The organism is Kocuria sp. WN036 (assembly GCF_002287015.1).
Lineage (GTDB): Bacteria > Actinomycetota > Actinomycetes > Actinomycetales > Micrococcaceae > Kocuria > Kocuria rosea.
Genome location: NZ_NSKF01000017.1, coordinates 41,226 through 68,047, shown reverse-complemented (window position 1 = coordinate 68,047; position 26,822 = coordinate 41,226). Strand labels below are relative to the sequence as shown.

The window sequence follows — 26,822 nt, the reverse complement described above, 5'->3', positions numbered from 1 at the left end:
CAGCTCACAGCTTGACGACCATCTTGCCGGTGTTGGCCCCGGCGAGCAGGTCGATGAACGCCTGCGGGGCGTCGTCCAGCCCCTCGCGCACGGTCTCGTCCCACCGGATCTCGCCGGCCGCGAGCCAGCCGGCCATCTTCTCGCGGAACTCCGGGCCCAGGTCCTGGTGACCGCTCACCAGGAAGCCCTGCAGGCTCAGCTGCTTGCCGATCGCCAGCGCCAGGTTCCGCGGCGCCGCCGGGGGCTCGGTCGCGTTGTACTGCGAGATCGCCCCGCACAGGCACACGCGGCCGTGGACGTTCAGCGCGGAGATCGCGGCCTCCAGGTGCTCGCCGCCCACGTTGTCGAAGTAGACGTCGATGCCCTCGGGCGCCGCGCGCCGCAGCTGGGGGAGCACCGGGCCGTCGTGGTAGTCGAAGGCGGCGTCGAAGCCGAGCTCCAGCAGCCGGGCGACCTTCTCGGGGGAGCCGGCGCTGCCGATCACGCGGGCGGCGCCGCTGAGCTTCGCGATCTGGCCGACGAGCGAGCCCACGGCCCCGGCGGCGCCGGAGACGAAGACCGTGTCCCCGGGCCGGAACCGTGCGGCCGCCATGAGGCCGGCGTACGCGGTGAGCCCCGGCATGCCGAGCACCCCCAGGTAGGCCGACTCCGGGGCGAGGGCGGGATCCACCACGGTGGCCGAGGCGGCCTCGACGAGCGCGTGCTCCCGCCACCCGGCCCCGTGCAGCACCGTGGCGCCCACGGGCAGCTCGGGCGCGGAGGAGGCGATGACCTCGCCCACGGCGCCGCCGTCGAGCGGGCGGTCCACCTGGAACGGCGGGACGTAGGACTTCACGTCGTTCATCCGGCCGCGCATGTACGGGTCCACGGACATCCAGCGGTTGGCGACCACGACCTGGCCGGGGCCGGGCGCGGGCAGCGCGGCCTCCTCGAGCCGGAAGTTCTCGGGGGTGGGGGTGCCGTCGGGGCGGGAGGCGAGCACGACCTGGCGGGTGCTGGTGGGCGGGTTCATCGGTTCTCCTGGGGGTCGAGGGAAGGGAGCGGGCGAGCGGGGATCAGTCGTCGGCGACGGTCACGCGGACGTCGACGTTGCCGCGGGTGGCGTTCGAGTACGGGCACACCTGGTGGGCCTTGTCCGCCAGGGCCTGCGCGGTGGCCCGGTCGAGGTCGGGGAGCACGACCTCGAGGTCGACCTCGAGGCCGAAGCCGCCCTGGCCGTCGCCGCCGATGCCCACGCGGGCCCCGACGCTGGAGTCGCCGAGCTTCACCTGCTCCTGCCGGGCCACCATCTGCAGCGCGGAGTGGAAGCACGCGGCGTAGCCCGCGGCGAAGAGCTGCTCGGGGTTGGCGCCGTCGCCGGAGCCGCCCATCTCCTGCGGGACGGCCAGGCCCAGGTCGATCCGGCCGTCGGTGGTGCGGGTGCGGCCGTCGCGGCCGGCGCCGGTGGCGAGGGCCTCGGCGGTGTAGACGGTGTCCATGCTGGTCACTCCTGGGTGTCGGTGGTGGTGGTTCGGGTTCCGGTGCTGTCCGCACCGGCGCGGTCCGCGGCGTCCGGATCGGCGGGGGCGCCGATCCTCCGGGCCAGGGCCCGCAGCGTCTCCATCTCGGCGGCGGTCAGCCCCGAGGCCTCCAGGACGCGCCGCTGCACGGCCGGGGCGCGCTCGCGCAGCCGGTGGCCGGACGGCGTGAGGTGGACGGTGACCCGCCGCTCGTCGTCGTGGCCCCGGCGGCGCTCGAGGAGCCCGCCGGTCTCCATCCGCTTGAGCAGCGGGGAGAGGGTGCCGCTGTCCAGGCGGAGGCGGGAGCCCAGCGCCGAGACGGTCTGGCCGTCCGCCTCCCACAGCGCGAGCAGCGCGAGGTACTGCGGGTAGGTCAGGCCGAGCTCCGCCAGCGGCTCGCGGTAGGCCGCGGTCGTGGCACGTGAGGCGGCGTAGAGCGCGAAGCACAGCTGCGCGTCGAGCCGGAGATCTGCGTCCATGACCCCATGGTGGCACAGGGGTCGGTTGAGCACAACTCAGTTGTGCACAACCGAAACTGGGGCGCGGATCAGCGGGTCGCCTCCTCCAGGTGCTCGAGCACGTGCCGGTACGGGTGGCCGGTGGCCTCCGTCATGCCCTGCTCGCACGTGCGGTTCAGGGACGCGTAGGCGTCGAAGCGGCGGCCGGTGACCTCGCGGGCCTCGGCCGCGGTGGCCGAGGCCGTGAACTCGGGGTGCAGCATCCCGCGGTCCCCGGCGTAGGCGCAGCAGCCCCAGTCCTTCGGCACGACCACGTCCTCGCTGATCGCCCGGGCCAGGGTCTCGAAGGCGCCGGTGATGCCCAGGTGCACGCTCGAGCACGTGGGGTGCAGTGCCATGGACCCGATCGGGCGGCTGACGGTCAGCCGCCCCAGCACCCGGTCCGCCACGAACTCCACCGCGTCCACGAACCGCAGCGCGTGGTACTCGCTGGACGCCGCCGCCAGCTCGGACATGGTCTCCAGGCCCTCGGTGCAGGACGCGGCGTCGCAGACGACCGGCAGCTCGCCCTGGCGGGTCGCCTCCCACAGCCCGGCCAGCGTCCGCTCCGACATCGTGGCGTACCCGGTGGGCAGGCCCTTCGACTTCCACGGCGTCCCGCAGCACAGGTTCCCGATGCCCTCGGGGACGGTGACGTGCACCCCGGCGCGGTCGCACAGCGCCAGGAACGCCTCCGAGGCGGTCAGGCCCGTGCCGCCCCCGGGGCGGGCGGCCGTGCCGAACATCGAGTTGATGCACGCCGGGAAGAACACGGCCTCCGCGGCCGGGTCCCGCCGGTGCGGCCGGGGCGGGCCGCCCGCGGGCAGCTCCGCCTTGTACTGCGGCACGTGCTCTGCGCCGAGGACGGCCCGGGCCGCGGCGGTCGCGGCGGCCGGCAGCGCGGCGGGCAGGGCCTTCGCGGCGGTCAGGCCGAGCCCGGCGCCCGTCGTCGTCGCCCCCCACGCCCGCGCGGCGGCGCCCCAGCCGGCGTCCGCGACCCGGTTGTGGTCCTCGGCGCGCAGCCGGCGCACGAGGTCCCCCGTATTGATGAGCACGGGGCAGGCCGTCACGCACATCCCGTCCACGGCGCACGTCTGCAGGCCCTCGTAGTCGTACTCGGCGCGCAGCCGGCCGGCGAGCTCCGTGTCCCCCCGCTCCTCGGCCGCCGCGATCTCCCGGCGGCCCACGATGCGCTGCCGCGGCGTGAGGGTGAGGTCCTTGGACGGGCAGACCGGCTCGCAGTAGCCGCACTCCACGCACCGGTCCACCTCCTGCTCCACCGTGGGCGCGGTCTTGAGGTCCCGCACGTACACCGTGGGGTCCTCGTTGAGCAGCACGCCCGGGTTCAGCAGCGCGCCCGGGTCGACGAGCCGCTTGAGCGCCACCATGACCTCGTAGAGCTCGTCCCCGTACTGCCGGCGCACGAACGGCGCCATGTTGCGGCCCGTGCCGTGCTCGGCCTTGAGCGAGCCGTGGTGGTCGAGGACCAGGGCGACCATGTCCTCGGTGAAGCGCTCGTAGCGGGCCAGCAGGTCCGGGCGGTCGAACTGCTCGTTGAGCATGAAGTGCACGTTGCCGTCCTTGGCGTGCCCGAAGATCACCGAGTCCCGGTAGCCGTGGGCGTCGAAGAGCCCCGTGAGCTGCTCGCAGGTCTCGCCGAGCTCCGCGACAGGGACGACGACGTCCTCGAGCAGCGCGTTGGACCCGCTCGGCCGGGCACCCGCCACGGTGGTGTAGAGGCCCTTGCGCACGGTCCACAGCGCCGCCCGGGACGCGGGGTCGTCCGTCAGGGCGGGCGGTACTGCGAGGTCCAGGGTGCGGAACAGCCCGGCGGCGCCCGCCGAGAGCTCCTGCTCCTCCTCGGGCGTGCGGCCCTGGTACTCGACGAGCAGCGCCGCGTGGTCGCGGACGTCGATGTCCAGGATCTGCGCCGGGGCCAGTCCCGTGCGCTGGGAGACCTTCAGGGACGTGGCGTCCAGCAGCTCGACCGTGGCCGAGCGGGCCGCCACCAGGGCGGGGACCGTGCGGGTGGCCGTGGCCAGGTCCGGGAACACCAGCAGTCCCGTGGAGGCGAACGGCAGGATCTCCACCGTCCGGAAGACCGCCTGGGCCACGAAGCCCAGGGTGCCCTCGCTGCCGACCATCAGGTGCTCGAGGATCCGCACCGGCTCGTCGTGGTCCAGGAAGGAGTTGAGGCCGTAGCCCATGGTGTTCTTCATCGAGAACTGCCGCTCGATCGTGCGCACCGACGCCGGGTCGCCGCGCACCCGGTCCCGCAGCCGCAGCAGACCCTCGTGCAGGGCCGGCTCGAGCTCCCGCAGCCGCCGGTCGGCGTCCGGGTCCGCGGTGTCCACCCGGGTCCCGGAGGGCAGGACGAACACCAGGGACTCCAGCGTCCGATAGGTGTTGGCCTCGGTCCCGCAGGCCATGCCCGAGGAGTTGTTGGCCACCACACCGCCGATCGTGCACGCGGCCTCGCTCGCCGGGTCCGGCCCCAGCTTGCGGCCGTACGGGGCCAGCCGGGCATTGACCTGCCGCACCGTGGCCCCGGGCTGCACACGGACCCGCCGGCCGCCGTCCAGCACCTCGACCCCCCGGAAGTTCCGCCGGACGTCGACCAGCACCTGGTCCGTCACGGACTGCCCGGACAGGGACGTCCCGCCGGAGCGGAAGGTCAGGCCCAGGCCGTGGCGGGCGACCGCGCGGAAGAGGTGGCCCATGTCCGCGGCCGAGCGCGGGCGCACCACCGCCGCGGGCTGCAGCAGGTAGTGGGAGGCGTCGTGGGCCAGCGCGCGGTGCTCGAGCTCCGAGGTCACCACCGCGTCGCGGCCGCACCCGGCCCGCAGCTCCTCCAGCAGGGCCTCGGGGGCGGGGACGGGATGCGTGGTGGGGGCGGTCATGGGATCTCCTGACGGGGAGGCGGGGCAACCGGGGTGGTCCACGCCACATCCTATGGTGTGACCACAGGCGCCGCAGCGGTCCGTCCGGCGGGGGCCGCCGGGACCCGGCAGACCGGGCCCGTGCGCGCGCCCATGCGCCCGCGTCCGTCCGGTCCGCCGGCCCCGGGCGGTGCGGGGGGATTGTGGGCGGCGTCGTTTTGGGGGAAGCTCGGGCCACGGGCCCGCCGGCCCGGGAGCCGACCCCTGGAGGAGATCACCATGGACCCCATCTGCCCGTCCTGCGGCGGGCCCCTGCGCCAGATCCCCGAGGACCAGTGGCCCGAGGGCGGCCCGGTGCCGGAGGGCACGGTCGAGATGTACCTGTGCGACAAGACCAACCACCGGATCATCGTGGCGGTCCCCGAGATCTCCGGGTGAGCGAGCCCGAGCCGGAGGTCCGCCGGGTGGTGGTGGTGCACGGCTACGACGCCGCCCCCGACCAGCACTGGTTCCCGTGGCTGCGCGAACGGCTCGCCGCCGAGGGCGTGCGGACCGAGGTCGTGGAGCTGCCGGAGCCGTCCTTCCCGGAAGCCGGGGCGTGGCTGGCCGCCGTGGCACGGGCGGTCGGCGAGCCGGACCCGCACGCCCACCTGGTGGGCCACAGCCTGGGCTGCATCACCCTCCTGCGCCACCTCGCCGGTCTGCCCCAGCCGTGGACGCTGGGCGGGCTGGTGCTCGTGGCCGGGTTCACGGGACGGCTCGAGGCCGTGCCGCTCCTCGACGAGTTCCTCGCCGAGGACGTGGACGTCTCCGCCGTGCGCGCCAACGCCCGGCGTCGCCTGGTGCTGCGCTCGGACGACGACCCGACCGTGCCGGCGGCCGCCACCGAGGCGCTCGCCGCGCGGCTCGACGCCCCCGTGCGGGTGGTGCCGCGGGCGGGACACTTCTGCGGCTCCGACGGCGTCACCCGCCTGCCCGCGGTGCTCGAGGCCCTGGTGCCGCGCGGCGGCTGAAGGCGCCCGCGCGGGCGGCCGGCGTGCGGGCGGTCGGGGGCGGCCCGCTCAGTCCGTGAGCGTCAGCAGCACGGCCTCGGGCGGGCAGAACAGCCGGATCGGGGCGAAGCGGGACGTCCCCAGGCCCGCCGACACGTTGACCGGCACCCCGCCCTGGGTGATGAGCCCCTTGCAGCGCTCCGGCTCGAGGTCGCAGTTGCTGACCAGCGCCCGCCCGCCCGGCAAGCAGACCTGCCCGCCGTGCGTGTGCCCGGCCAGCACCAGCTGCGCGCCGTCCGCCGCGAAGCGGTCGAGGGTCCGCAGGTAGGGGGCGTGGGCCACCCCGAGGCGCAGGTCCGCCGTCGCGGGGTCGCCGAAGCCGGGGTGCCGGTCGTAGCCCAGGTGCGGGTCGTCCACCCCGGACAGGTCCAGGGCGAGGCCCGCGACCTCCATCCGGGCGGAGCGGTTGATCAGCGGCGTCCAGCCCGCGGCGTCGAACGCGTCGTGCATGTCCTGGGTGGGCAGCCGGGGCGCCTCGTCCCGGCCCTCCCCGGAGGTGTCCCGCCACAGGTAGCGGAACGGGTTCTTGGGCCGCGGCGCGAAGTAGCAGTTGGACCCCGGGACGTAGGCCCCGGGGAAGCGGAACAGCGGCTCCAGGATCTCCAGCAGCCACGGCAGCGCCCCGGGGTGGGAGAGGTTGTCCCCGGTGTCCACCACGAGGTCCGGCTCCAGCGCCGCGAGCGAGTGCACGAACTCCCGCACGGCGCGCTGGCCGGGCCAGACGTGCAGGTCCGACAGGTGCAGGATCCGCAGCGGCGCGCTGCCCTCGGGCAGCAGCCGGAGCCGTTCCGTGCGCAGCTGGAACCGGCGGCGCTCGACGACGACGCCCCACGCGCCGAGGCCCGCCGCCGCCCCGGCACCGGCCGCCGTCACGGCGGCGGCGGTCCGCAGGACGGGCGCGACGGCGCCCCGGCCCCGGGGGGTGTGCACGCGATCCACTCCCGCTCCCGGCCTCAGCCGGGCTCCGAGGTGCCGTTGCGGCCCTTGAGCACACGGTCGGAGGGCTCCTCGAACTCGTCCGTGTCGTAGTCCCGGGCCACCTCCTCCATGAACCGCTGCCACTGGCCGCCGGCGTAGGTGGAGCCGTCCACCCAGTCGTCGCCCTCGGTGCGCTCCCCGCCGATCGACAGCCCGTTCAGGGACCGGGAGCCGAACTCGTAGTTGCCGACCCAGGACGCGGTGGCCAGGCCGCGGGTGTAGCCGATCATCCACGTCTGGGTGGAGTTGTCGGTGGTGCCGGTCTTGGCGGCGGAGGCGCCCGGCAGGCCGATCTCCCGCTGCCAGCCGGAGCCGCGGATCAGGGTCTGGTTGAGCGCGAAGTTCACGCCGTCGGCCACGTCCTCGCTGATCACGCGCTCGCAGGACGTCTCGGGGATGTCGTACTCCTTGCCGGTGTAGTCCACGACCCGCTCGAGGGCGCGGGGCTCGCACATCTCGCCGCGGTTGGCGAACGCCGAGTAGGCCCGGGCCATGGTCATGGGGGAGATGTCCACGGAGCCGCCCAGCAGGGACGCGAGGACCGTGGTGTCCACGGGCTCGCCGTCCTTGCCGTTGACGATGCCCAGGGACTCGGAGATCTCCCCGATGTCGCACAGGTCGAGGTCCTCGGCCATCGCGTAGATCGCGGTGTTGATGGAGTTGTACAGGCCGAAGTCGGCCTCCATCTCCCGGGTGTAGCCGGACTCGGCGTTCTGGATCTCGAAGCCCTCGCCGTTGTTGCCGGGCTCGATCTTGTACCCGCGCTCCAGGCACGAGGCCTTCCACCGGTGGTCGGCGGGCCACCGGGTGCGGGTCGCGTCGATCTCATCCTCCGCGCCGTTGCCGGCGTCGATCCACGCGGCGTACGTCAGCGGCTTGTAGGTCGAGCCGACCTGGAAGCCGCCGGCCCCGCCCATCCACGAGTCCACGTTGAAGTTGTACGTGGTGTTGGAGGCGCCCTCGCCGGTGGAGTAGTACGTGTTCTGCGCCATCGCCACGATGTCGCCGTTGGTGGGCTCGAGAGAGACGAGCGCGGTGGAGACGTTGTCCGGGTTGTCGTCCCGCGGCTGGGTCTCGTTGACCGACTCCTCGGCCACCCGCTGGGCCTCGACGTCGAGCGTGGTGGTGATGGTGAGCCCGCCGAGCTGCAGGGTCTTGAGCCGCTCCTCGGGGGTCTCGCCGAACGCCGAGTCCTGGAGGATGGAGTTCTCCACGTAGTCGCAGAAGTAGGGGGCGACCTCGGCGGCCGTGCACCCGGAGTTCGTGGGGTTGGGGTCCACCTCGATGGGCTCGGCGGCCGCGGCCGCGTGCTCCTCCTGGGTGATGGCCCCGGTGGTGAGCATCGTGTCCAGCACGATGTTGCGCCGCTCGGTGGCCGCCTCCGGGTTCGCGGCCGGGTCGTAGTAGTTGGGGGACTGCACCATCCCGGCCAGGACGGCGGACTGGGAGACGCTCAGGTCGGACGCCGGGATGCCCCAGTAGTACTGGGCCGCCGCCTCCACGCCGTAGTTCTGCCCGCCGAAGAGCACCATGTTGAGGTAGCCCTCGAGGATCTCGTCCTTGCTCAGCTCCTGCTCCATGGACAGGGCGAGCTTGATCTCCTTGATCTTGTCCGTGTAGCCCTTGTCGGCGCCGATGGTGGTGGCCTCCTCGCCGGCGCGGACCTGGGAGTCGATGAGCAGGTTGTTCACGTACTGCTGCGTGATGGTCGACGCGCCCTGGCGGGCGTCCGGGCGGATGATGTTGTTGCCCAGGGCGCGCAGGATGCCGCCGAGGTCCACGCCGCCGTGCTCGTAGAAGTCGCGGTCCTCGATCGCGAGGATCGCGGCACTCATGTGCGGGGACATCTCGTCCAGGGACACAGGGGTGCGGTTCTGCGCGTAGAACGTGGCGATCTCGGTCCCGTCCCGCGCCACCACGGTGGAGGCGCGCGACATCGGCCCCGCCTCCATCTGGGCCGGGAGGTCCTTGAACCACCCGATGGAGGCGTTGGCGGCGAGACCGGTTGCGGCTGCGGGGGGGACCAGGAGACCGGCGGCCACGATGCCGGCAACGACGCTCGTGGCGATGAACGCCACGACGTTGCCCAGGGCTGACGGTGCCTGCGCGGCAGGGTTCTTGCGGGAAGCCATTCGGACAGTCTACAAGCGCGAACCTGGCCGCAGCCGGTGTGCGGCCCGTCACGGCGGAGCGCGTCCCCGTGTTCGTGGCTACGCTGGGGCCATGACTACCTGGGAATACGCCACCGTGCCGCTCATGATCCACGCCACCAAGCAGATCCTCGACAACTGGGGCGACGACGGGTGGGAGCTCGTCACCGTGCTCCCCGGCAGCACCCCCGCCGACGTCCCGGCGGGCAACGTGAACGCCCCCGTCCAGACCAACCCCATCGCCTACTTCAAGCGACCCAAGGGCTGACGCCCGGACACCGCAGCCCTACCACACCGGAGGACTTCCATGAGCAACGGCTCCGCCGTCGAATCCCGCATCGCCGAGCTCGGCCTCGAGCTCCCGGCGGTCGCGGCCCCCGTGGCCGCCTACGTGCCCGCCGTGGTCACCGGCTCGTGGGTGCACACCTCGGGCCAGCTGCCCTTCGTGGACGGGCAGCTGCCCGCCACCGGCAAGGTGTCCGCGTCCGGGGCGGCGGGCACCGTCTCCCCCGAGGACGCCCACGAGCTCGCGGCCCGCGCCGCCCTCAACGCCGTGGCCGCGGTCAAGGAGGCCGTCGGGGACCTGGACCGGGTGGTCCGGGTCGTGAAGGTCGTCGGCTTCGTGGCCTCCGACCCCGGCTTCACCGGCCAGCCCGGGGTGATCAACGGCGCCTCCGAGCTGCTGGGCCGGATCTTCGGCGACGCCGGGGTGCACGCCCGCTCCGCGGTGGGCGTCGCGGTCCTGCCGCTCGACGCGCCGGTCGAGGTGGAGCTCGTTGCCGAGTTCCGCTGAGCCGCAGCCCCCGCGGCAGGGCCGCCCGCCGGCCGTGCGCTGGTTCGAGATCCCGGAGGGCCAGCGCGGGGCCGCGCAGGCCTGGCTCGAGCGGGGCGCCGGCATCCCCGGCAGCGCCCCCTCACCCGCCGCCGCGGTGGTCTTCGTGCGGGACGGCGAGCACGGCGTGGAGACCTACCTCAAGTACCGCCCGGGCAACTCACCGCTCGGCACCGTCGGATTCCCCGGCGGGACCCTCGAGCCCCACGACGACGAGCCCCTCGACTGGGCCGGGCCCAGCCCCGCGGACTGGGCGCGCAGGCTCGGCGTCGAGGACGACCTCGGCCGGGCGCGGCGCACCGTGGTCGCCGCGGTCCGCAAGGCGTTCGAGGAGGCCGGCGTCCTGCTGGCCGGGTCGGACACGATGAGCACCATCGAGTCCGTGGAGGGCGCCGAGTGGATGCGCTCCCGGGAGGCGCTCGCCGTGGGGGACGTGTCCCTCGCCCAGGTCCTCGGCCGGCGCCGGCTCGTGCTGCGCTCCGACCTGCTCAAGCCCCTCGCGCACTGGATCACCTCCGACTTCGCCCACCGCCGGTACGACATCCACTACTTCACCGCGGTGGTCCCCGATGGGCAGGCCCCGTCCGTGCTCGAGTCGAAGGGCGTCTGGGGCCGCTGGGTGGACGCCGCGCAGGCCGTGGCCGACCCGGCGGGCAGCTGGCTCGGGGACCTCGTGGGGCAGGAGGACACCGTGGGCCGCACGATCGACGACCTCTCCTCGCCCGGCGTGCAGTGCGTGCTCGAGTCGGTCGCCGAGTGCACCTCGGCGATCGCCTTCCTGGCCAAGAAGCGGGCCGTGGTGGCCCGCAACCCGGTGCTCGAGGTGCACGACGGCCGGCCCGTGCTGCGCCTCGACCTGACCTGAGCCGCCTCCGTGCCCGCACACGCGGACGGCCCGGTCACCCGCGAGGGTGACCGGGCCGTCCCGGTGCCGGGGCAGGACTCAGCGGCTGCGCTGCTTGAGCCGCTGCAGGTCGAGGATCACCACGGCGCGCGCCTCGAGCCGGATCCAGCCGCGCTGGACGAACTCGGCCAGCGCCTTGTTCACGGTCTCGCGGGACGCGCCGACGAGCTGGGCCAGCTCCTCCTGGGTGAGCTCGTGCGCCACGAGGATGCCGTCGGTGGCGGGCCGGCCGAACCGGTCGGCCAGGTCCAGCAGCGCCTTCGCCACCCGGCCGGGCACGTCGGAGAAGACCAGGTCGGCGAGGCTCTCGTTGGTGCGCCGCAGCCGGCGGGCCAGGGCCTGCAGCAGCTGCGCGGAGACGTCGGGGGAGCGCTCGATGACCTTCTTGAGGTTCTCGTGCTTGAGCCCGGCCAGGCGCGTCTCGGACACGGCGGTCGCGGACGTGGAGCGCGGGCTCGGGTCGAACAGCGCCATCTCGCCGAACAGCTCACCCGGGCCCATGATCGCCACGAGGCTCTCGCGGCCGTCCGGGGCGGTGCGGCCGAGCTTGATCTTGCCCGAGATGATGAAGTACAGCTGGTCGCCCGGATCGCCCTCGTGGAACAGCGTGGAGCCGCGCGAGAGGTCGACCTCGGTGAGCTCCTCGGTGAGGGCGGCGAAGGCCTGGTCGTCCAGGGACGCGAACAGGGGAGCGCGGCGGAGGACGTCGATATCCATGGTTCTCCTCAAGATGTGCCGCCGGGCCGTTGCCCGTGGCGGCCGATGTCAGCGGGAGTCGCCCGCACCGGTGTGTGAGCGACCTAACGTACCTGACGTTCACTGTAGTGTCTCCGGCCCGCGAATCCCAAGGACGGGCGCGGCGGGCCAGGGCGGAGCGGCAGGCCCGCTCCACGGATCTCCCAGCCGCGCTCCCTATGCTGGTGGCTCGCTCCCCGGCCCCCGGCCCCGAAGAAACCGCAGAGGAACCCGATGTCTCCGTCCTTCAACCTGCTCGACGTCCTCCTGGCCGTCGTGCTCCTGGGCTACCTCTTCTACGGGTTCAGCCGCGGCTTCTTCAACTCCCTGTTCTCCCTGGCCGGGCTCGTGCTCGGCGGGGTGGCGGCGTTCTCGGCCGCCCCGTGGGTGAGTGCGCAGGTGGACCCGCAGTACCGCGTGGGCGCCGTGCTCGCCACGGTCCTGGTCCTGCTGGTGGCGGGGCAGATGCTGGGCGGGCTGCTGGGCCGCGCCCTGTCCGCCGTGACCGAGCGCATGCGCCTGGGCGCGCTCAACCGGATCGCCGGGGCGGCCCTCGACGTGGCCGTCGCCGCGCTCGTGCTCTCGCTGCTCGCCTCGCTCGTCGGCCAGCTGGGCATCCCGGCCGTGTCCCAGCAGGTGGCGTCCTCGACCGTGCTGCGCACGATCGACGAGCACACCCCGGGACCGGTGCGCGCCGCGGTGACCGAGGCCCGGGACGCCGTGGGCGGGGCCACCGGCATCCGTCAGCTCGACGAGCTGCTCTTCCCCGCCGAGGAGGCCCCCGACGAGAGCACGAGCACGCCCGCGCTGCAGGCGGCCGGGCAGTCCGTGGTGCAGGTCTACGGCATGGCGGTGGAGTGCCGCCAGAACCAGACCGGCTCGGGCTTCGTGACCGGCGCCGGGCAGGTGGTGACCAACGCGCACGTGGTGGCCGGGGTGGACGAGCCGGTGGTGCAGACCCGGGACGGGCAGGTGCACGCCGCCGCCGTCGTCCACTACGACCCGGGCTCCGACCTCGCCGTCCTCTCCGCGCCGTCCCTGCCGCTGGCCGCGCTGCCGCTCGGGGCGGACCCCGCGGCCGGGGACTCGGTCGCCTTCATGGGCTACCCCCTGGGCGGGCCGTTCGCCGCCGGGCCCGCCACCGTGCAGGGCACCGCGCTCGCGCCCGTGGAGGGGACCGGTGGGACGATGGAGATCATCCAGCTGGCCGGTCAGGTGCAGCAGGGCAACTCCGGCGGCCCGCTCGTGGCGCAGGACGGCTCCGTCGTCGGCGTCGTCTTCGCCAAGGCCCTCGAGGGGCAGGTCGGCTACGCCCTCACCCTGGACGAACTGCGCGGGGCGCTGGGCGCCGCCGCGGGCGCCACCCAGGCCGTGGACTCCGGCTCCTGCGCCGCCTGAGCGGCTACCCCTCCAGGGTCCGCAGCAGGTGCTCGACCGCCATCTCGTAGCCGAAGGCCCCCGCCCCGGCGATCACCACGTCCGCCTGCAGGGACACGTAGGACGTGTGCCGGAACGCCTCGCGCCGGTGCACGTTGGACAGGTGCACCTCCACCACGGGCAGCTCCGCCGCCTCGAGCGCGTCGTGGATCGCGATCGAGTAGTGCGTGAAGGCCGCGGGGTTGATCACGATCGCCGCGCCCTCCGTGCGGGCCTCCTGGATCCGGTCCACCAGGACGCCCTCGTGGTTGGACTGGTGGAACTCGACGTCCCACCCGCCCGCGGCGGCCCGGGCGCGCACGGCCTCCTCGATGTCCGCGAGCGTCGTGGTGCCGTACACCTCCGGGCGCCGGACGCCGAGCAGGTTGAGGTTGGGGCCGTTGAGGACGTAGATCGGTCTGCGCGTGCTGGTCATGCCCGCATCCTCTCACTCCGGCGCCCGCCGGTCCGGGCGCGGCCCCCGGACGCCGCAGCGCCCCCTCGCACGGCAGGGGCGAGGGGGCGCTGCGGAGCTGGGGCGCGGACTACTTGGCGAGCGAGTCCACGATCTGCTGCATCACGGTCTGGTCCGCGAGGGTCGAGACGTCGCCGACCTCCCGGTCCTCCGCCACGTCCTTGAGCAGCCGGCGCATGATCTTCCCGGACCGGGTCTTGGGCAGCTCGGGGACGATGAGCACCTTCTTGGGCTTGGCGATCGGGGAGATCTCCTTGCCCACGTGGGCCCGCATCTCCTCGGCCAGCTCGGCCTTGTCCCGGCCTTCGGCGTCGGCCTGGTCGGAGAGGATGACGAACGCGATCACGGCCTGGCCGGTGGTCTCGTCCGTGGCGCCCACCACCGCGGCCTCGGCCACGGACGGGTGGGACACGAGCGCGGACTCGATCTCCGGGGTGGACAGGCGGTGGCCGGAGACGTTCATGACGTCGTCGACGCGGCCGAGGATCCACACGTCCCCGTCGGCGTCGCGCTTGGCGCCGTCGCCGGCGAAGTACATCTCGCCGAACCGGGACCAGTACGTGTCCACGTAGCGGTCGTCGTCGCCCCAGATGGTCCGCAGCATCGCGGGCCACGGCTCGCGCAGCACCAGGAAGCCCGAGGTCTCGTTGGGCACGGACTGCCCGGTGTCGTCCACGACGTCGACCTTGATGCCGGGGATCGGCACCTGCGCGGAGCCCGGCTTGGCGGTCGTCACGCCCGGCAGCTGGGAGATCATGATGGCGCCGGTCTCGGTCTGCCACCAGGTGTCGACGATCGGGCAGCGGCCGCCGCCGATGACCCGGTGGAACCAGGTCCACGCCTCGGGGTTGATGGCCTCGCCCACGGTGCCGAGCACCCGCAGGGACGAGAGGTCGTACTCCGCCGGGATCTCCTCGCCCCACTTCATCATGGTGCGGATCGCGGTGGGGGAGGTGTACATGATCGTCACACCGTACTTCTGCACGATCTCCCAGAACCGGCCGCGGTGCGGGGAGTCCGGGGTGCCCTCGTAGATCACCTGGGTGGAGCCGTTGACGAGGGGGGCGTAGGCGACGTAGGAGTGGCCGGTGACCCACCCGACGTCGGCGGTGCACCAGTAGACGTCCGTCTCCGGCTTGAGGTCGAAGACGTTCTTGTGGGTGAAGGCACCCTGGGTGAGGTAGCCGCCCGTGGTGTGCATGATGCCCTTGGGCTTGCCGGTGGTCCCGGAGGTGTAGAGGATGAACAGCGGGTCCTCGGCGCCCTGCTCGGACGGGGTGTGCTCCGGGGAGGCGGCCTCGACGGCGTCGTGCCACCACACGTCCCGGCCCTCGGTCATCTCGATGTCGGCCTCGTTGCGGCGGACCACGAGGACGTGCTCCACGGTGGCGCCGCCGCGGGAGAGGGCGTCGTCGACGGCCGGCTTGAGCATGGAGGGCTTGCCGCGGCGGAAGGTCCCGTCCGCGGTGACCACGAGCTTCGCCTCGCCGTCCTCGACGCGCGAGCGCAGCGCGTCGGCGGAGAACCCGCCGAAGACCACGGAGTGGATCGCGCCGATGCGGGCGCAGGCCAGCATCGCGATGACCGCCTCGGCGATCATCGGCAGGTAGAGGGCCACGCGGTCGCCCTTGGTCACGCCGAGGCTCTCCATGGCGTTGGCGGCCTTCGACACCTCGTCCTTGAGCTGGGCGTAGGTGTAGCTGCGGCTGTCGCCGGGCTCACCCTCGAAGTGGATGGCGACCCGGTCCCCGTTGCCGGCCTCCACGTGGCGGTCCACGGCGTTGTAGCACGCGTTGAGGGTGCCGTCCTGGAACCACTTGGCGAACGGGGGGTTCGACCAGTCGAGGACCTCGGTGAACTCCTTGTTCCAGGTCAGCAGCTCCCGTGCCTGGCGGCCCCAGAAGTCGACGCCCTCCTCCTCCGCCTGGCGGTAGAGCTCGGCGGTGGCATTGGCCTGGGCCGCGAACTCCGGGCTCGGGGCGAAGGTCCTGCCCTCGGCGGACGTGGTCTCTGAAGCCATGTGGTCTTCCCTTCTCGTCGCACACCGCGCACGGACCCCCGGCGGCACCGGACGTCCGTGTCACAGCTCACATAGTGTCGTTTTCACCCTAGACGATCGGTGCACCCGGTTCCACAGGGGCCACGCCGCACCGAGTCACGGAACCCCTCCGGGCGCGCCGCCTAGAATCGGGGCATGGTCCCGACTGCCGTGCCCCGCCCGCCCGCCCACCTGCGCGTCGTGGACCCCGCGAAGGCGCGCGCCGGCGCCGCACGGCGCCGCCGGACGGGCTCCCCCGAGTCCCCGCTGGCGCTCAAGCGGCGGGCCCGCCGGATCAACGCGGTGCTCGCGGAGGCCTACCCGTACGCGGTCGCCGAGCTGGACTTCCGCTCCCCGTACGAGCTGCTCGTGGCCACGGTGCTCTCCGCCCAGACCACCGACGTGCGCGTGAACGCGACCACGCCGCGGCTCTTCGCCGCCTGTCCCACGCCGCGGGCGCTCGCCGAGGCGGACGAGGCCGAGATCCAGGAGATCATCCGCCCGCTCGGCTTCTACCGGGCCAAGACCCGGGCCATCCGGACCCTGGCCCAGAAGATCGTGGACGACCACGACGGCGAGGTGCCCGGGCGGCTGGAGGACCTCGTCACCCTGCCCGGCGTGGGCCGCAAGACCGCCAACGTGGTGCTCGGCAACGCCTTCGGGATCCCCGGGATCACCGTGGACACCCACTTCGGCCGGCTCGCCCGCCGCTTCGGCTGGACCGCGGAGGAGGACCCGGTCAAGGTCGAGCGGGACGTCGCCGCCCTGTTCGCGCCCCGCGACTGGACCGACCTGTCCCAGCGGCTCGTCTACCACGGGCGGCGCATCTGCCACTCCCGGCGGCCCGCGTGCGGGGTGTGCCCCGTCGCGGACCTGTGCCCGTCCTACGGCGAGGGCCCCACGGACACCGCCCAGGCGGCGGCCCTGCTCAAGTACGAGTTCGCCCCGGGCCGGGAGGAGCTGCTGGAGCTGTTCCTCGCCGGGCGCAGCCGGGCCCAGCTGCAGGCCGACGGCTGGCCCCTGAGCTCGTGAGCGGCACCGACCACCGACGACGCGACCACCGAGGAGGACGACCCGTGGGCGACGCCTACCAGGACCTGCTGCGCGTGGCCCGCAGCGGCCGGCAGCTGCGGATGGAGGACCGCGAGCCGTGGCGGATCGGGCAGATCGACGAGAACTACCGCCGCTCGGCCGTGCTCATCCTCTTCGGCGCGCTCGACGACCTGCCCTCGCGCGCCGCCGAGCACGCGGAGGGCGTGGGCCGGGACCTCGACGTCCTCCTGGTCCAGCGGGCCGCGACGCTGCGCTCCCACCCCGGCCAGGTCGCCTTCCCGGGCGGGCGCCTGGACCCCGAGGACGGGGACCTGCACGAGGTGCTGTCCGTGCCCGGCGGCGAGGTCAGCGCCGCCCACGTGCGCGCGGCCGTCCGCGAGGCAGAGGAGGAGACCGGGCTGGACCCGCACGGGGTGGAGGTGCTCGGCGCCCTGGCCCCGGTGCCCCTGCCGGTCTCCAACCACCTCGTCACCCCGGTGCTGGGCTGGTGGCGGGACGTCTCGCCGGTGGACGTCGTGGACCACGCCGAGTCCTCCCTCGTGTTCCGCGTCCCCGTGCTGGACCTCATCGACCCGGCCAACCGGCACACCGCGACCGTCACGCGCGGCCGGCAGACCTACCGCTCGCCCGCCTTCACGGTCCCCGTGCCCGGCACCGCGTCCACCGTGACCGTCTGGGGGTTCACCGGAGTGCTCCTGGACCGGGTGCTCACGGCGCTGGGCTGGGCCGTGCCCTGGGACACCGGCCGGGACCTGCCCGCACCGCTGTAGCACGCCCGGGGGCATGACGCCGCCCCGGACGCAACATTGCCGGCGCCGCGGCAAGCGGACTTACCATTCCAGGGTCCCCCGTGCCCACGACCCCCCGAGGAGGCTCCCGGTGGCCTCGCCCCCGCCCGGCCCCGAGCGGCCCCGGCTCGCCGAGCAGCTCAGCGCCGCGCGCCGCCGCCGCGGCCTGTCGGTCCGGGCGCTCGCGGCCTCCTGCCGGCTGCCGGCCAGCACCATCCAGGGCTGGCTCAGCGGGGCGCACCTGCCCGGCCCGGCCCTGCGCGAGGAGTTCACGGCCCTGCTGGACGCCCTCGGGCTCACGGACGAGCGCCCCGCGGAGCTGTGGTGGGAGGACGTCAACCGTTCCCGCACCCCGGTCAGGCCGGACTCCACCCCGTACGTGGGCCTGCGCTCCTACCGCCCCGAGGACGAGACGCACTTCTTCGGCCGGACCGCCGAGGTCGCCGTGCTCGGCGAGCGGGTGGTGCGGCTGGCGGACGCCGGCGGACCCCGCATCCTGGCCGTGGTGGGAGCCTCCGGCGCGGGCAAGTCCTCGCTGCTGGGCGCCGGGCTCCTCGGCCGGCTGCGGGCCGAGGGCGGGCCCCTGCACGGGTGGAGCGCCGTGGCCACGACCCCGGGCCTCGACCCGGTGCGCCGGCTCGAGGACGCCGTCGCGGCGGCTCCGGACCTGCTCGTCGTCGACCAGCTGGAGGAGCTCTGGACGGGCGCCCGGGAGGCCGAGGAGCCCGGGCGGTTCCTGGACCGGCTCGCCGCGGCGAGCCGGGACCGGGTGGTCGTCGTCGGCCTCCGGGCGGACTTCTTCGGCACCGCGAGCCGGCACGCCGAGCTGCGCACCGCCCTGGAGCGCCCGGTGCTGCTGGGCGCGCTGACCCGCGAGCAGCTGGAACGGATCGTGGTGGGCCCCGCCGAGGCCGTCGGCGCCCGCGTCTCCCCGGACCTGGTCGGGGTGATCCTGCGGGATGTCGCCCCCCGCGGCACGGAGGCCGGCGTGGGCCTGCTGCCGATGCTCTCCCAGGCGATGCTCGGCACCTGGGAGCACGCCCGCACCCGCGAGCTGACGGTGGCCGACTACCACGCGGCGGGCGGCATCACGGAGGCCGTGGAGCGGCGGGCCGAGAAGGTGCACGCCCGGCTGGGCCCGCGCGAGCGGGAGGTGGCCCGCGCGGTGTTCCTGCGGCTCGTGCGCGTGGTCGGCACCGGGACCTCCGCCACGGTCGTGCGCACCCCGGTGCTCCGGGAGGAGCTGCCGGAGGGCGGGGCGGCCGTGGTCGAGGAGTTCGCCCGCGCCCGGCTGCTGACCATCGACCGGGACGAGATCCAGCTCAGCCACGAGGCCCTGCTGGACCACTGGTCCCGGCTCAGCCGCTGGATCGAGGACAGCCGCCGCGACCTCTACGTCCGCCAGCAGCTGCAGCGGGCCACCCAGATGTGGCTCGCCAACGACCGCGACCCCCTCGCCCTGATCCCGCTGGGCCAGCTCGCCTCCTTCCGGGACTGGACCGGGGACCCGCGCCAGCAGGCGCTCCTGAGCCCGGCCGAGCGCGAGTACCTGGCGGAGAGCGAGCGCCACTACGAGGACGCGCTGGAGCGGCAGAAGCGCAGTGCCCGGGAGATCGAGCGGCGCGGCCACGTGGCCCTCGTCCTGCTCGCCCTGGCCGTCTGCGCGGCCGTGGTGGCCGGGGCGCTGGGCGTCCGTGCGGAGCGCTTCCAGACCGTCGCGGAGACCGCCCGCGACGAGGCGCTCTCCCGCCAGACCGCGCTGGAGGCCTCCCGGATCCGGGGCGAGTCGCCCAACCTCGCCTCGCAGCTGAGCCTCGCGGCCTACCGGATGGCCCCCACCCGGGAGGGCACCTCGGCCCTGATCGACGCCACCGCGGTGAACGCCCCGGAGCGGTGGCTCGGCCCGGACGGCGCGTCCCGGCTCGCGGCGCTGGACGACGGCTCCGTCGTCGCGCGCGCCGCCGGGGACGGCCTGCTGTCCGTGTGGCGGGACAGCGACCGGCTCGCCGAGAACCGGGAGGACCTCGCCGTGGTCGACGGCGCCCCCGGACTGAGCGACGTGGACCTCCTGGCGGTGGACGGGCGGGTGCTCGCGGCGGTGGGCGGGCTCGGGCACGTGAGCCTGTGGGACGTCACCGGGGCGCCGGCCCGGCGGCTGGCCGGGCTCGACGTGGGGGCGGGGACCCCGGTCAACGCGGTCGTCCTCTCGCCCGACGGCCGGCAGCTGCTGGCCGGGGGGCGGGGCGAGGTGCTGCGCTGGTCGATCGAGGACCCCGGCGCCCCGGCGCAGCTGCCGGCCCTGGCGCTGGGGGAGGACGCAGACGTCCTGGCCCTGGCGGCCGCCCCCGACGGAACGGTCTACGCGGGCGGGACGTCCGGGGAGATCACCCGGTACGCCACCGACGGCGCCCGCGCGCAGCGCCTCGACCCGGTGCCGACCGGGCGGGTCGTCCGGGCCCTGGACCTCGCCGACGACGGCGCGCGCCTCGCCGCCGGGCTGAGCGCCCGCGAGCTGCGCCTCTACGACGTCGAGGGGGAGCGGGTCTCCCGCTCCGGGACGCTCACGGACTTCGGCAGCTGGATCAGCGACGTCTCCTTCACCCCGGACGGCGAGGCCGTCGTGGTCGCCAGCTTCGACCAGAACGCCTACGTACACCGGCTCTCCGACCTTACCCGGGTCGACTCCTTCCCGACCGCCGCCCGGGTCACCAGCGCGCTGCGCGTGGGCGAGCGGGTGCTCACCACCTCCCAGGACGGCACCACCCGCTCGTGGGACCGGCGCGGGCCCGTCATCCACCGGCAGGGCGAGCCCGTGTACCAGCTCTCGGTGGACCGGCAGCACACCGTGCTGAGCGCCGTCGGCGTCGGCCCCGACGTCGTGTCCCTCTTCGACCTCTCGGGCGAGGACCCCCGGCCGCTGCCGTCCCCGGAGGCCCCGCCCGGGGAGACCCTCTGGTACGCGGGGGCCGTGGCCCCCGACGCGTCGCTCGTCGCGGGGGGCACCGAGGACGGGGACGTCCTCGTGTGGCCCCTGGACGGGGGCCGCCCGGAGGAGCCGGAGCGCGCCGCGGCCATCGAGGCGGGCATCACGGGCGCGGACGTCACGACGGACGCCGGCACGATCGCGGCGTGGTCCGAGGTGGGCTCCGAGATCGCCCTCCTGCGCCGCGGCCCCGATGCGCCGCTCCGGCGGGTGGCCACGATCCCCGTCCCCGGCACGGAGGCGGCCCGGTTCGACGCGGACGGCACCCTGTTCGCCGCCGCGGACGACACCAACGGCGTGGAGCTGTGGGACGTGTCCGACCCCGCCGCCCCGCGGTGGGCCGCGGGGCTGGCCCTCGACTCCGTGGCCACCTCGATCGCGTTCTCCCCGGTGGCCGACCTCCTGGCCGTGGGCACGGAGGCGGGCCGGGTGCGGCTCTGGGACGTCGCGGACCCGTCCGACCCCCACCCCGTGGGCGAGACCTCGGACGCCCTGTCCTCCGTCAAGGGCCTGCAGTTCTCCGCGGACGGCACCCTGCTGGCCGGGGCCTCCGGCGACAAGTTCGTGTGGATGTGGACCGTGGGCGCCGCGGACCTCGACGTCTACGCGGCCCTGTCCGCCTCCGGCGACCGGATGAACGACGTGCGGTTCGTGGGGGACCGGCTGGTCGCCACCGGCGACGACGGCGTGGTGCGCAGCTGGCTGGTCCGGGCCGAGGACGCGGTCGAGGCGGTCTGCGCCAACCGGGGCGACCCGATCACGGAGGACGAGTGGCGCCGGCACGTGACCGGCGCCCCCTACCGGGACCTGTGCTGAGGCCCCTGCTGCGACCTGGGCCGGGGCGGCCTACTTGGCGTCCGCGTAGGACTCCACCACGGCCACGCTGACGGGGAACTCCACCGGGATCCGCCCGAACACCAGCCGGGCCGCCCGCTCCGCGCACTCGCGGACCAGCCCGGCGGCCCGCTCGGCGTCCTCCCGCGCGCAGTGCAGCACGACCTCGTCGTGCAGGAAGAACACGAGCTCGGCGTCGACCGCCTCCCGCGCCAGCGCCGAGCGGATGGCGCCCATCCAGCACACGGCCCACTCGGCGGCCGTGCCCTGGACCACGAAGTTGCGGGTGAACCGGCCCTGCCCTCGGGCCATCGCCCCGGCGCGCCGCTCGGCCTCCTCGGTGGCGGTGTCCCGCTGCGTCGCGTCCCACGCCGGGCCCGGCAGCGGGGACCAGCGGCCCAGGTGCGTGCGGACCTGTCCGCCCGTCTCGCCCACCCGGGCGGCCTGCTCCACGTAGTCCACGGCGCGGGGGAACATCCGCGCGAGGTGCGGCATGAGCCGGCCCGACTGGCCCGTGGTGGCCCCGTACATCGCGCCCAGCATGGCCACCTTCGCCTGGGGGCGCTCGGTCAGCTCCGAGCCCCGCTCCTCGCCGAGGTCGGCGATGGCCTGGTAGAGGTCCCTGCCGCGGGACGCGGCGGCCAGGGCGTCGTCGTGGGCCAGCGCCGCCAGCACGCGCGGCTCGAGCTGGGCCGCGTCCGCCACCACGAGCACGCGCCCGGGATCCGCCCGCACGGCGTCCCGCACCACGTGCGGGATCTGCAGGGCGCCCCCGCCGCGGGCCGACCAGCGGCCGGTGACCACCCCGCCCACCACGTACTCCGGGCGGAAGCGGCCGTCCCGCACCCACGTGGCCAGCCAGTGCCACCCGTTGGCGCTGAGCAGCCGCGCCTGCTTCTTGTGCTCCAGGACGGGCTCGATCAGGGCCTGGCGCCGGGCCGCCAGGCCGGGCACGGCCCGCGCCCACTCGACGAGCTCCCACTGCCGGGTGCTCGTCACGTCGATCCCCGCCGCCCGCATCGCCTTGAGCAGCTCCTGCGGGGAGTCCGGGTTCAGCCCCGGCGCGTGCAGCGTCTCCCGCAGCCGGGCCACGGTCTCCTCCATCCGCGGGGGGCGCTCCCCGGGCGCCGGCTCGGGGCCCAGGGCGTCCTCCAGCAGGGCCCGGTGGACGTCCTCCCGCCAGGGCACCCCGGCGTGCTGCATCTCCGCGGCGATCAGCGCGCCCTGGGACTCCGCGGCCAGCAGCAGGGTCAGCCGGCGGGCGTCCACCGCGCCGGCCACCGCGGCGAGCTGTGCCCGCAGCTCGGCGACCAGCACGGCCGCGTCGGGACCCGTGGCGCGGGGGAGGTCGAACAGGCTCGACTGGTCCTCGGCGGGGGACGGCGGCGGGAGCAGCCCGGGCGCCTCGTCGGCGGGCAGCGGCGGCAGCACCGGTTCGTAGGGCAGCGGGCCGTCGACGCCGGACCCGTGGGCGGTGGCGGCCGTGGCGAGGATCGCCTGGCACAGCCGCAGGTCGTGGCAGCGCTCCACCCGGACGCCGGCGGCCAGCAGCTGCGGGTAGACGGCGCCCGTGCGCTCCCAGGTCCAGCGCGGCGGCGTGGACCCGGCGCGCCGGGCGGCCTCCTCGCGGTCGGCGACGAACGCGGCCAGCTCCCCGGCGGGCACGTCGACGCCGGGCCCGTCCGGGTCCCCGGAGCCCGTCAGGTCCTGGACCCGGTGCCCGCCCCGGCCGTCCTGTGCTGGTCCCACCACGATGTGCATCCGGCCATTGTCCTGCACGGGTCCGTCACGCTACGCCGGTGCCCGGACTGCACACGCCCGCGGGGCCGCCGGAAGCCCGCCGCCCGTCCACACCGGCGCCCCCGCCGGGCCGGACCGGTGCCGCCCGCCGGGACAGTGGGGCCATGAGCACCGCCGCCCACCTCTCCGCCCCGGCCCCGCCGCATCCGGGCACCGCGGTCCGCGCGCGCACCGTGCGCCTCGTCAGCGAGGACGCCGGGCTGCGCGCCACGGTCGAGCGCGTCTGCGCGGCCGCCGGCGCCGACCTGCTGGCCGATCCGCCCGGCGCGGCGGCGGCCACCGCGCCGGGCACGCTCGCGGACACCGAGCTCGTGGACGTGCGCCACGCCGTGCGGGGGCGGGTCCGTCCGGGCACGGTGCTCGTGGGCCGGCCCGAGGACCCCGGGATCTGGGACCGGGCGGCCGACCTCGGCGGCTGCGCCGTGGCCGTGCTGCCCGACGCCGCCGGATGGCTCGCCGACCTGCTCACCGCCCGGCCCGGCGGCCCCGCCGGTCCCGGCGGCACGGGCCGGGTGCTGGGCGTGCTGGGCGCCGTGGGCGGGGCCGGCACGTCCACGCTGGCGTGCTGGCTCGCCGACCGCGCCGCGCACGAGGACCGGCCGGCCGTCCTCGTGGACGCGGACCGCGCCGGCTGCGGCATCGACGTCCTGCTGGGCCTCGAGGACCAGGACGGTCTGCGCTGGCCGGACCTGCTCCGGATCGCCGGGACGGTGCACGCCGAGCAGCTGTGGCCGGCCATGGCCCGGACCGGACAGCTGCGCTGGCTCTCCTGGGACCGCTCCCAGCCGGACGGAGCCGCCGCGCCGTACGCCGGCGTGCTCGAGGCGCTGCGCCGGGCGGCCGCCCTCGTCGTCGTGGACCTGGGCCGGGCGGGGGCGGGCACGGCGGACACCGCGGCCCTGTGCGACGAGGTCCTCGTGCTCACGCCCCGGACGGTGCGCGGCGTGCTGGCCGCGCGGTGGGCCGCCGGTTCCCTGGCGGGCGCCAGTGCCCGCCTGGTGCCGGCCGGGCTCAACGTGGCCGACGTGGACGACGCCCTCGCCGCCGCCACGACCGGTCTGCCCGTCGCCGGCTCCCTGCGCTTCTCCGGCGCGGTGCCGGAGGCCGCCGAGACGGGCCGGCTGCTCGAGGCGGGCCGCTCCCGGCGGCTCGCCCGGGACGTGGCGGGCCTGCTCGAGGCCGTGGGGGCCGCCCCGTGAGCGCCGCGCTGCCGGCCGCCCTGCTCGACGACGTGCGGGACCGGCTGCTGGCCGCCCCCGGGCCGGTCACGGACACCGACATCGCCGCGGCCGTGCGCGCGAGCGGCCGGGTGCTCGGGGCCGCCGGCACCCTGCGGGCGGTGCAGGCCGTGCGCGCCGAGCTGACCGGTCTCGGTCCGCTCGAGCCGCTGCTGCCGCACCGGGGTCTCACCGACGTCTACGTCAACGGGCCGGACCAGGTCTGGCTCGAGACCGAGGCCGGGGTGCGCCGCGTCCCGTCCCCCTTCCGCACCGACGCCGAGGTGCGCGCCCTGGCCGTGCGCCTGGTCACCGCCGCAGGACGCCGCCTCGACGCCGCCCACCCGTGCGTGGACGTCCAGACGGCCGCCGGCTACCGGGTGCACGCCGTCCTCCCGCCGATCTCCACGGGCGGGACCCTGCTCTCCGTCCGCTTCCGCAGCACGAGGACCCTGTCCCTGCAGGACCTCGTGGCGGCGGGGACCGTCCACCCCGGCACCGCCGAGCTCCTCGTGGGCGCCGTGCGCTCGGGCGCCAACTTCCTGGTCAGCGGCGCCACCGGGGCGGGGAAGACGACCGTCCTCAACGCCCTGCTCTCCTGCTCCCCGGCGCACGAGCGGATCGTGCTCATCGAGGACGCCGCCGAGCTTCGGCCCGAGCACCCCCACGTGGTCGGTCTCCAGGCGCGGCACGCCAACACCGAGGGCGCGGGCAGCATCGACCTGGCGGAGCTCGTCCGGCAGGCCCTGCGGATGCGGCCCGACCGGCTCGTGGTGGGCGAGTGCCGCGGCGCCGAGGTGCGCGAGCTCCTCACGGCCCTGAACACCGGCCACGCGGGGGCGGGCACCGTGCACGCCAACTCCGCCGAGGCGGTCCCCGCCCGGCTCTCGGCCCTGGGCGCCCTGGCCGGGATGAGCCGGGAGGCCGTGACGCTGCAGGCCGCGAGCGCCCTGGACCTGGTCGTCCACGTGGCCCGGGCGGGCGGGCGCCGAGAGATCCGGGCGGTGTCCCTGCTCGAGGACCGGGCCGGCGCCCTCGTCTCCGTGCCCGCGGCGGTCCGGTCCCACGACGGCGTGCGCCGCGGCCCGGGCTGGGACGGGCTGTGCGCCCTGCTCGACCACCGGCCCGACCGAACGCCCGGCGACGCGTCCGACCGCTCGCCCGACCGTTCGCCCCACCCCGGCGGGGACCTCGCGGGAGGCCGGCCGTGAGCACGGTCCTCGTCCTCTGCCTCGCCCTCTGCCTGTGCCTCGCCGGGGGCGCCGCGGTGCTGGTCGCGGGTCCGGGCCACCGCGTCCGGTCGGCCGCGAGGGCGGGCGCCGGCACCGTCGTCCCGGTCCGGTGGTGGGCCCGGTTCGCCCGGGACGCCGAGACGGAGGCCGCCGAGTGGATCGCGCTGCTGCGCCGGCTCGCGGCGCTGCTGGAGGCGGGCCGGTCCCCGGCGGCCGCGTTCGAGGGAGCGGGGCCCGGGGGCCGCGCCGCCCGCACGGGCACCGGCCGGCACCTCGAACTGCTGTGCACGTCCGTGGCGGCCGCCGCCCGCCTGGGGCTGAGCGTCTCGACCGCCCTGGCGGGGGTGCCGGCCCCGGAGCTGGGCCACCGCGCGCTGGAGCGGCGGGCCGTCGCCACCACCGCCGAGCTCTCCCTGTGCTGGGAGGTCTCCGAGCGCACCGGCGCGCCCCTCGCCGCCCTGCTCGGCGGCCTCGCCGACGCCCTCGAGGCGGAGCTCGACGCCGAGGCCGCACGCGGCACCGCCCTGGCCGGCCCCCGCTCCACCGTCCGGATCCTGACCTGGCTCCCGGTGCTCGGCATCGGACTGGGCATGCTCATGGGCGTCGACCCGCTGCGCACGCTGCTCACCACCCCGTGGGGGCTGGCCGCCCTCGTGGCCGGCGCTGCGCTCACGGGCCTCGGCCGGGTGTGGACGCGCACCCTGATCAGCCGCGCCGAGGCGGTGGGTGCGCGATGACCGCCCTCGCAGCGCCCGCCGCCGGGCTGCTCCTGGTGGCGGCCGTGGCGCTGGCGGCGCTCCCGTCCCGAGCCCGGCTGCCGGGAACGCCCCGTCCGGCCGCGGCCCGCCGCCGCCCGCCGGGACCGCACGTCTCCGCCGGCGTCCTCGTGGAGCTCACCGCCGCCATGCTGGACGCCGGTCTGCCGCTCGCGGAGGCCGTGGCGGTGCTGGGCGGGTGCCGGACGGACGCCACCGGCGCCGCCCTCGAAGGCGTGGGCTCCCGGATGCGGCTCGGGCTGCCCTGGCACACGGCGTGGACCTCGGCGGGCGAGCTGCCCACGCACCTGGCCGACTACCGCGAGGCGCTCACGTTCACCGCGACGTCCGGGGCGCCGTCGGCCCGGAGCCTGCGCTCGCAGGCCGCCCAGGTCCGGCGTGCCGCCTACCGGCGGGCCGAGCGCGCCGCGGAGTCGCTGTCCGTCCAGCTCGTGCTGCCCCTGGGCCTGTGCTCCCTGCCGGCCTTCGTCTGCTGGGGCGTCCTGCCGGTCGTGATGGGGCTCGTGCCCGAGGTGTTCGGATGACCCGCCGCGCCCGGAGCCGCGGGCCCCCGGCCGCCGGGGCGTTCCCCGTCCGCCCCTGCGCCCTCGAGGACCGGCCCGGCGCCGCTGCGCTGCGCCGTCCGCCGTCCTCCGGCGGGCCCTGCCGCCCGTCCGGCACCGGCTCGGCGAGTGCTGCTCGCCC

General features: G+C 75.4%; 23 protein-coding genes. 13 read left to right on the top strand and 10 right to left on the bottom strand.

Annotated features, from left to right (window positions below; all coding sequences use genetic code 11):
* Window positions 1-4: 4 nt before the first annotated feature.
* From CK505_RS11715 to CK505_RS11700, 4 genes are all read right to left on the bottom strand, one after another.
* A complete protein-coding gene (locus tag CK505_RS11715) occupies window positions 5-1,012 on the bottom strand; it encodes an NADP-dependent oxidoreductase (protein ID WP_095651158.1) in 1,008 nt (335 codons plus the stop codon).
* 43 nt (window positions 1,013-1,055) lie between these two features.
* The gene (locus tag CK505_RS11710) at window positions 1,056-1,478 is read right to left on the bottom strand and encodes an organic hydroperoxide resistance protein (RefSeq protein WP_095651157.1); all 423 of its coding nucleotides are present in this window, start codon (window positions 1,476-1,478) and stop codon (window positions 1,056-1,058) included.
* A gap of 5 nt (window positions 1,479-1,483) precedes the next feature.
* Window positions 1,484-1,978: a MarR family winged helix-turn-helix transcriptional regulator gene (locus CK505_RS11705; protein WP_095651156.1), complete on the bottom strand. Its 495-nt coding sequence runs from the start codon at window positions 1,976-1,978 to the stop codon at window positions 1,484-1,486.
* 68 nt (window positions 1,979-2,046) lie between these two features.
* The gene (locus CK505_RS11700; RefSeq protein ID WP_095651155.1) at window positions 2,047-4,896 is read right to left on the bottom strand and encodes an FAD-binding and (Fe-S)-binding domain-containing protein; all 2,850 of its coding nucleotides are present in this window, start codon (window positions 4,894-4,896) and stop codon (window positions 2,047-2,049) included.
* Between the two features lie 258 nt (window positions 4,897-5,154).
* Between CK505_RS11700 and CK505_RS18475 the strand changes: the two genes are divergently transcribed.
* Window positions 5,155-5,313, top strand: coding sequence for a hypothetical protein (locus CK505_RS18475; RefSeq protein WP_165979625.1), 159 nt, complete (start codon window positions 5,155-5,157; stop codon window positions 5,311-5,313).
* Window positions 5,310-5,888, top strand: a complete 579-nt coding sequence (locus CK505_RS11695) for an alpha/beta hydrolase (RefSeq protein ID WP_176475330.1) — start codon at window positions 5,310-5,312, stop codon at window positions 5,886-5,888. The genes CK505_RS18475 and CK505_RS11695 overlap by 4 nt, the downstream gene beginning before the upstream one ends.
* Window positions 5,889-5,936: 48 nt before the next feature.
* Here the strand turns inward: CK505_RS11695 and CK505_RS11690 are convergent, their stop codons facing one another.
* On the bottom strand, window positions 5,937-6,857 hold the full coding sequence (locus tag CK505_RS11690; protein ID WP_095651185.1) for a metallophosphoesterase: 921 nt from the start codon (window positions 6,855-6,857) through the stop codon (window positions 5,937-5,939).
* A 23-nt stretch (window positions 6,858-6,880) separates the two neighbouring features.
* Complete coding sequence (locus tag CK505_RS11685; protein WP_095651154.1) at window positions 6,881-9,037, bottom strand: transglycosylase domain-containing protein; 2,157 nt, start codon at window positions 9,035-9,037, stop codon at window positions 6,881-6,883.
* 91 nt (window positions 9,038-9,128) lie between these two features.
* On the opposite strand from CK505_RS11685, the gene CK505_RS11680 reads away from it, so the two are divergent.
* Genes CK505_RS11680 through CK505_RS11670 form a run of 3 tightly spaced genes read left to right on the top strand, consistent with a single transcriptional unit; the run spans window position 9,129 to window position 10,752 of the window.
* Window positions 9,129-9,323 (top strand): hypothetical protein, encoded by a 195-nt coding sequence (locus CK505_RS11680; protein WP_031282517.1) that lies wholly within the window; start codon window positions 9,129-9,131, stop codon window positions 9,321-9,323.
* 39 nt (window positions 9,324-9,362) lie between these two features.
* Window positions 9,363-9,848 carry a RidA family protein gene (locus CK505_RS11675; RefSeq protein ID WP_095651153.1) on the top strand — a complete coding sequence of 162 codons (486 nt, stop codon included), beginning with the start codon at window positions 9,363-9,365 and terminating at the stop codon, window positions 9,846-9,848.
* The gene (locus tag CK505_RS11670) at window positions 9,832-10,752 is read left to right on the top strand and encodes an NUDIX hydrolase (protein ID WP_255250942.1); all 921 of its coding nucleotides are present in this window, start codon (window positions 9,832-9,834) and stop codon (window positions 10,750-10,752) included. Before CK505_RS11675 ends, CK505_RS11670 begins: the two co-directional genes overlap by 17 nt.
* Window positions 10,753-10,830: 78 nt before the next feature.
* Here the strand turns inward: CK505_RS11670 and CK505_RS11665 are convergent, their stop codons facing one another.
* A complete protein-coding gene (locus tag CK505_RS11665) occupies window positions 10,831-11,508 on the bottom strand; it encodes a Crp/Fnr family transcriptional regulator (protein ID WP_017832519.1) in 678 nt (225 codons plus the stop codon).
* A gap of 252 nt (window positions 11,509-11,760) precedes the next feature.
* On the opposite strand from CK505_RS11665, the gene CK505_RS11660 reads away from it, so the two are divergent.
* Window positions 11,761-12,924, top strand: a complete 1,164-nt coding sequence (locus CK505_RS11660) for a MarP family serine protease (RefSeq protein WP_095651151.1) — start codon at window positions 11,761-11,763, stop codon at window positions 12,922-12,924.
* A 4-nt stretch (window positions 12,925-12,928) separates the two neighbouring features.
* On the opposite strand, the gene aroQ is transcribed toward CK505_RS11660, so the two are convergent.
* Together aroQ and acs are read right to left on the bottom strand one after the other, a co-directional pair.
* The gene (gene aroQ, locus CK505_RS11655) at window positions 12,929-13,378 is read right to left on the bottom strand and encodes a type II 3-dehydroquinate dehydratase (RefSeq protein WP_017832517.1); all 450 of its coding nucleotides are present in this window, start codon (window positions 13,376-13,378) and stop codon (window positions 12,929-12,931) included.
* Window positions 13,379-13,487: 109 nt separating this feature from the next.
* Window positions 13,488-15,437: an acetate--CoA ligase gene (gene acs / locus CK505_RS11650; RefSeq protein ID WP_017832516.1), complete on the bottom strand. Its 1,950-nt coding sequence runs from the start codon at window positions 15,435-15,437 to the stop codon at window positions 13,488-13,490.
* Between the two features lie 174 nt (window positions 15,438-15,611).
* On the opposite strand from acs, the gene nth reads away from it, so the two are divergent.
* The 3 genes from nth (at window position 15,612) to CK505_RS11635 (ending at window position 21,095) form a co-directional block, all read left to right on the top strand.
* Complete coding sequence (nth, locus tag CK505_RS11645; RefSeq protein WP_017832515.1) at window positions 15,612-16,487, top strand: endonuclease III; 876 nt, start codon at window positions 15,612-15,614, stop codon at window positions 16,485-16,487.
* A gap of 101 nt (window positions 16,488-16,588) precedes the next feature.
* Window positions 16,589-17,278, top strand: coding sequence for a CoA pyrophosphatase (locus CK505_RS11640; protein WP_241482833.1), 690 nt, complete (start codon window positions 16,589-16,591; stop codon window positions 17,276-17,278).
* Window positions 17,279-17,387: 109 nt separating this feature from the next.
* Entirely contained in the window at window positions 17,388-21,095 is a 3,708-nt protein-coding gene (locus tag CK505_RS11635) for a helix-turn-helix domain-containing protein (protein WP_176475329.1), read from the top strand.
* A 30-nt stretch (window positions 21,096-21,125) separates the two neighbouring features.
* Here CK505_RS11635 and CK505_RS11630 read toward each other — a convergent pair whose 3' ends face one another.
* A complete protein-coding gene (locus tag CK505_RS11630; RefSeq protein ID WP_095651149.1) occupies window positions 21,126-22,874 on the bottom strand; it encodes a bifunctional 3'-5' exonuclease/DNA polymerase in 1,749 nt (582 codons plus the stop codon).
* A 143-nt stretch (window positions 22,875-23,017) separates the two neighbouring features.
* On the opposite strand from CK505_RS11630, the gene ssd reads away from it, so the two are divergent.
* Genes ssd through CK505_RS11610 form a run of 4 tightly spaced genes read left to right on the top strand, consistent with a single transcriptional unit; the run spans window position 23,018 to window position 26,662 of the window.
* On the top strand, window positions 23,018-24,112 hold the full coding sequence (gene ssd / locus CK505_RS11625; RefSeq protein WP_017832511.1) for a septum site-determining protein Ssd: 1,095 nt from the start codon (window positions 23,018-23,020) through the stop codon (window positions 24,110-24,112).
* Window positions 24,109-25,341 carry a TadA family conjugal transfer-associated ATPase gene (locus CK505_RS11620; RefSeq protein WP_017832510.1) on the top strand — a complete coding sequence of 411 codons (1,233 nt, stop codon included), beginning with the start codon at window positions 24,109-24,111 and terminating at the stop codon, window positions 25,339-25,341. The genes ssd and CK505_RS11620 overlap by 4 nt, the downstream gene beginning before the upstream one ends.
* Entirely contained in the window at window positions 25,338-26,099 is a 762-nt protein-coding gene (locus CK505_RS11615; RefSeq protein WP_017832509.1) for a type II secretion system F family protein, read from the top strand. Before CK505_RS11620 ends, CK505_RS11615 begins: the two co-directional genes overlap by 4 nt.
* Window positions 26,096-26,662 (top strand): type II secretion system F family protein, encoded by a 567-nt coding sequence (locus tag CK505_RS11610; protein ID WP_095651148.1) that lies wholly within the window; start codon window positions 26,096-26,098, stop codon window positions 26,660-26,662. The genes CK505_RS11615 and CK505_RS11610 overlap by 4 nt, the downstream gene beginning before the upstream one ends.
* Window positions 26,663-26,822 lie beyond the last annotated feature (160 nt).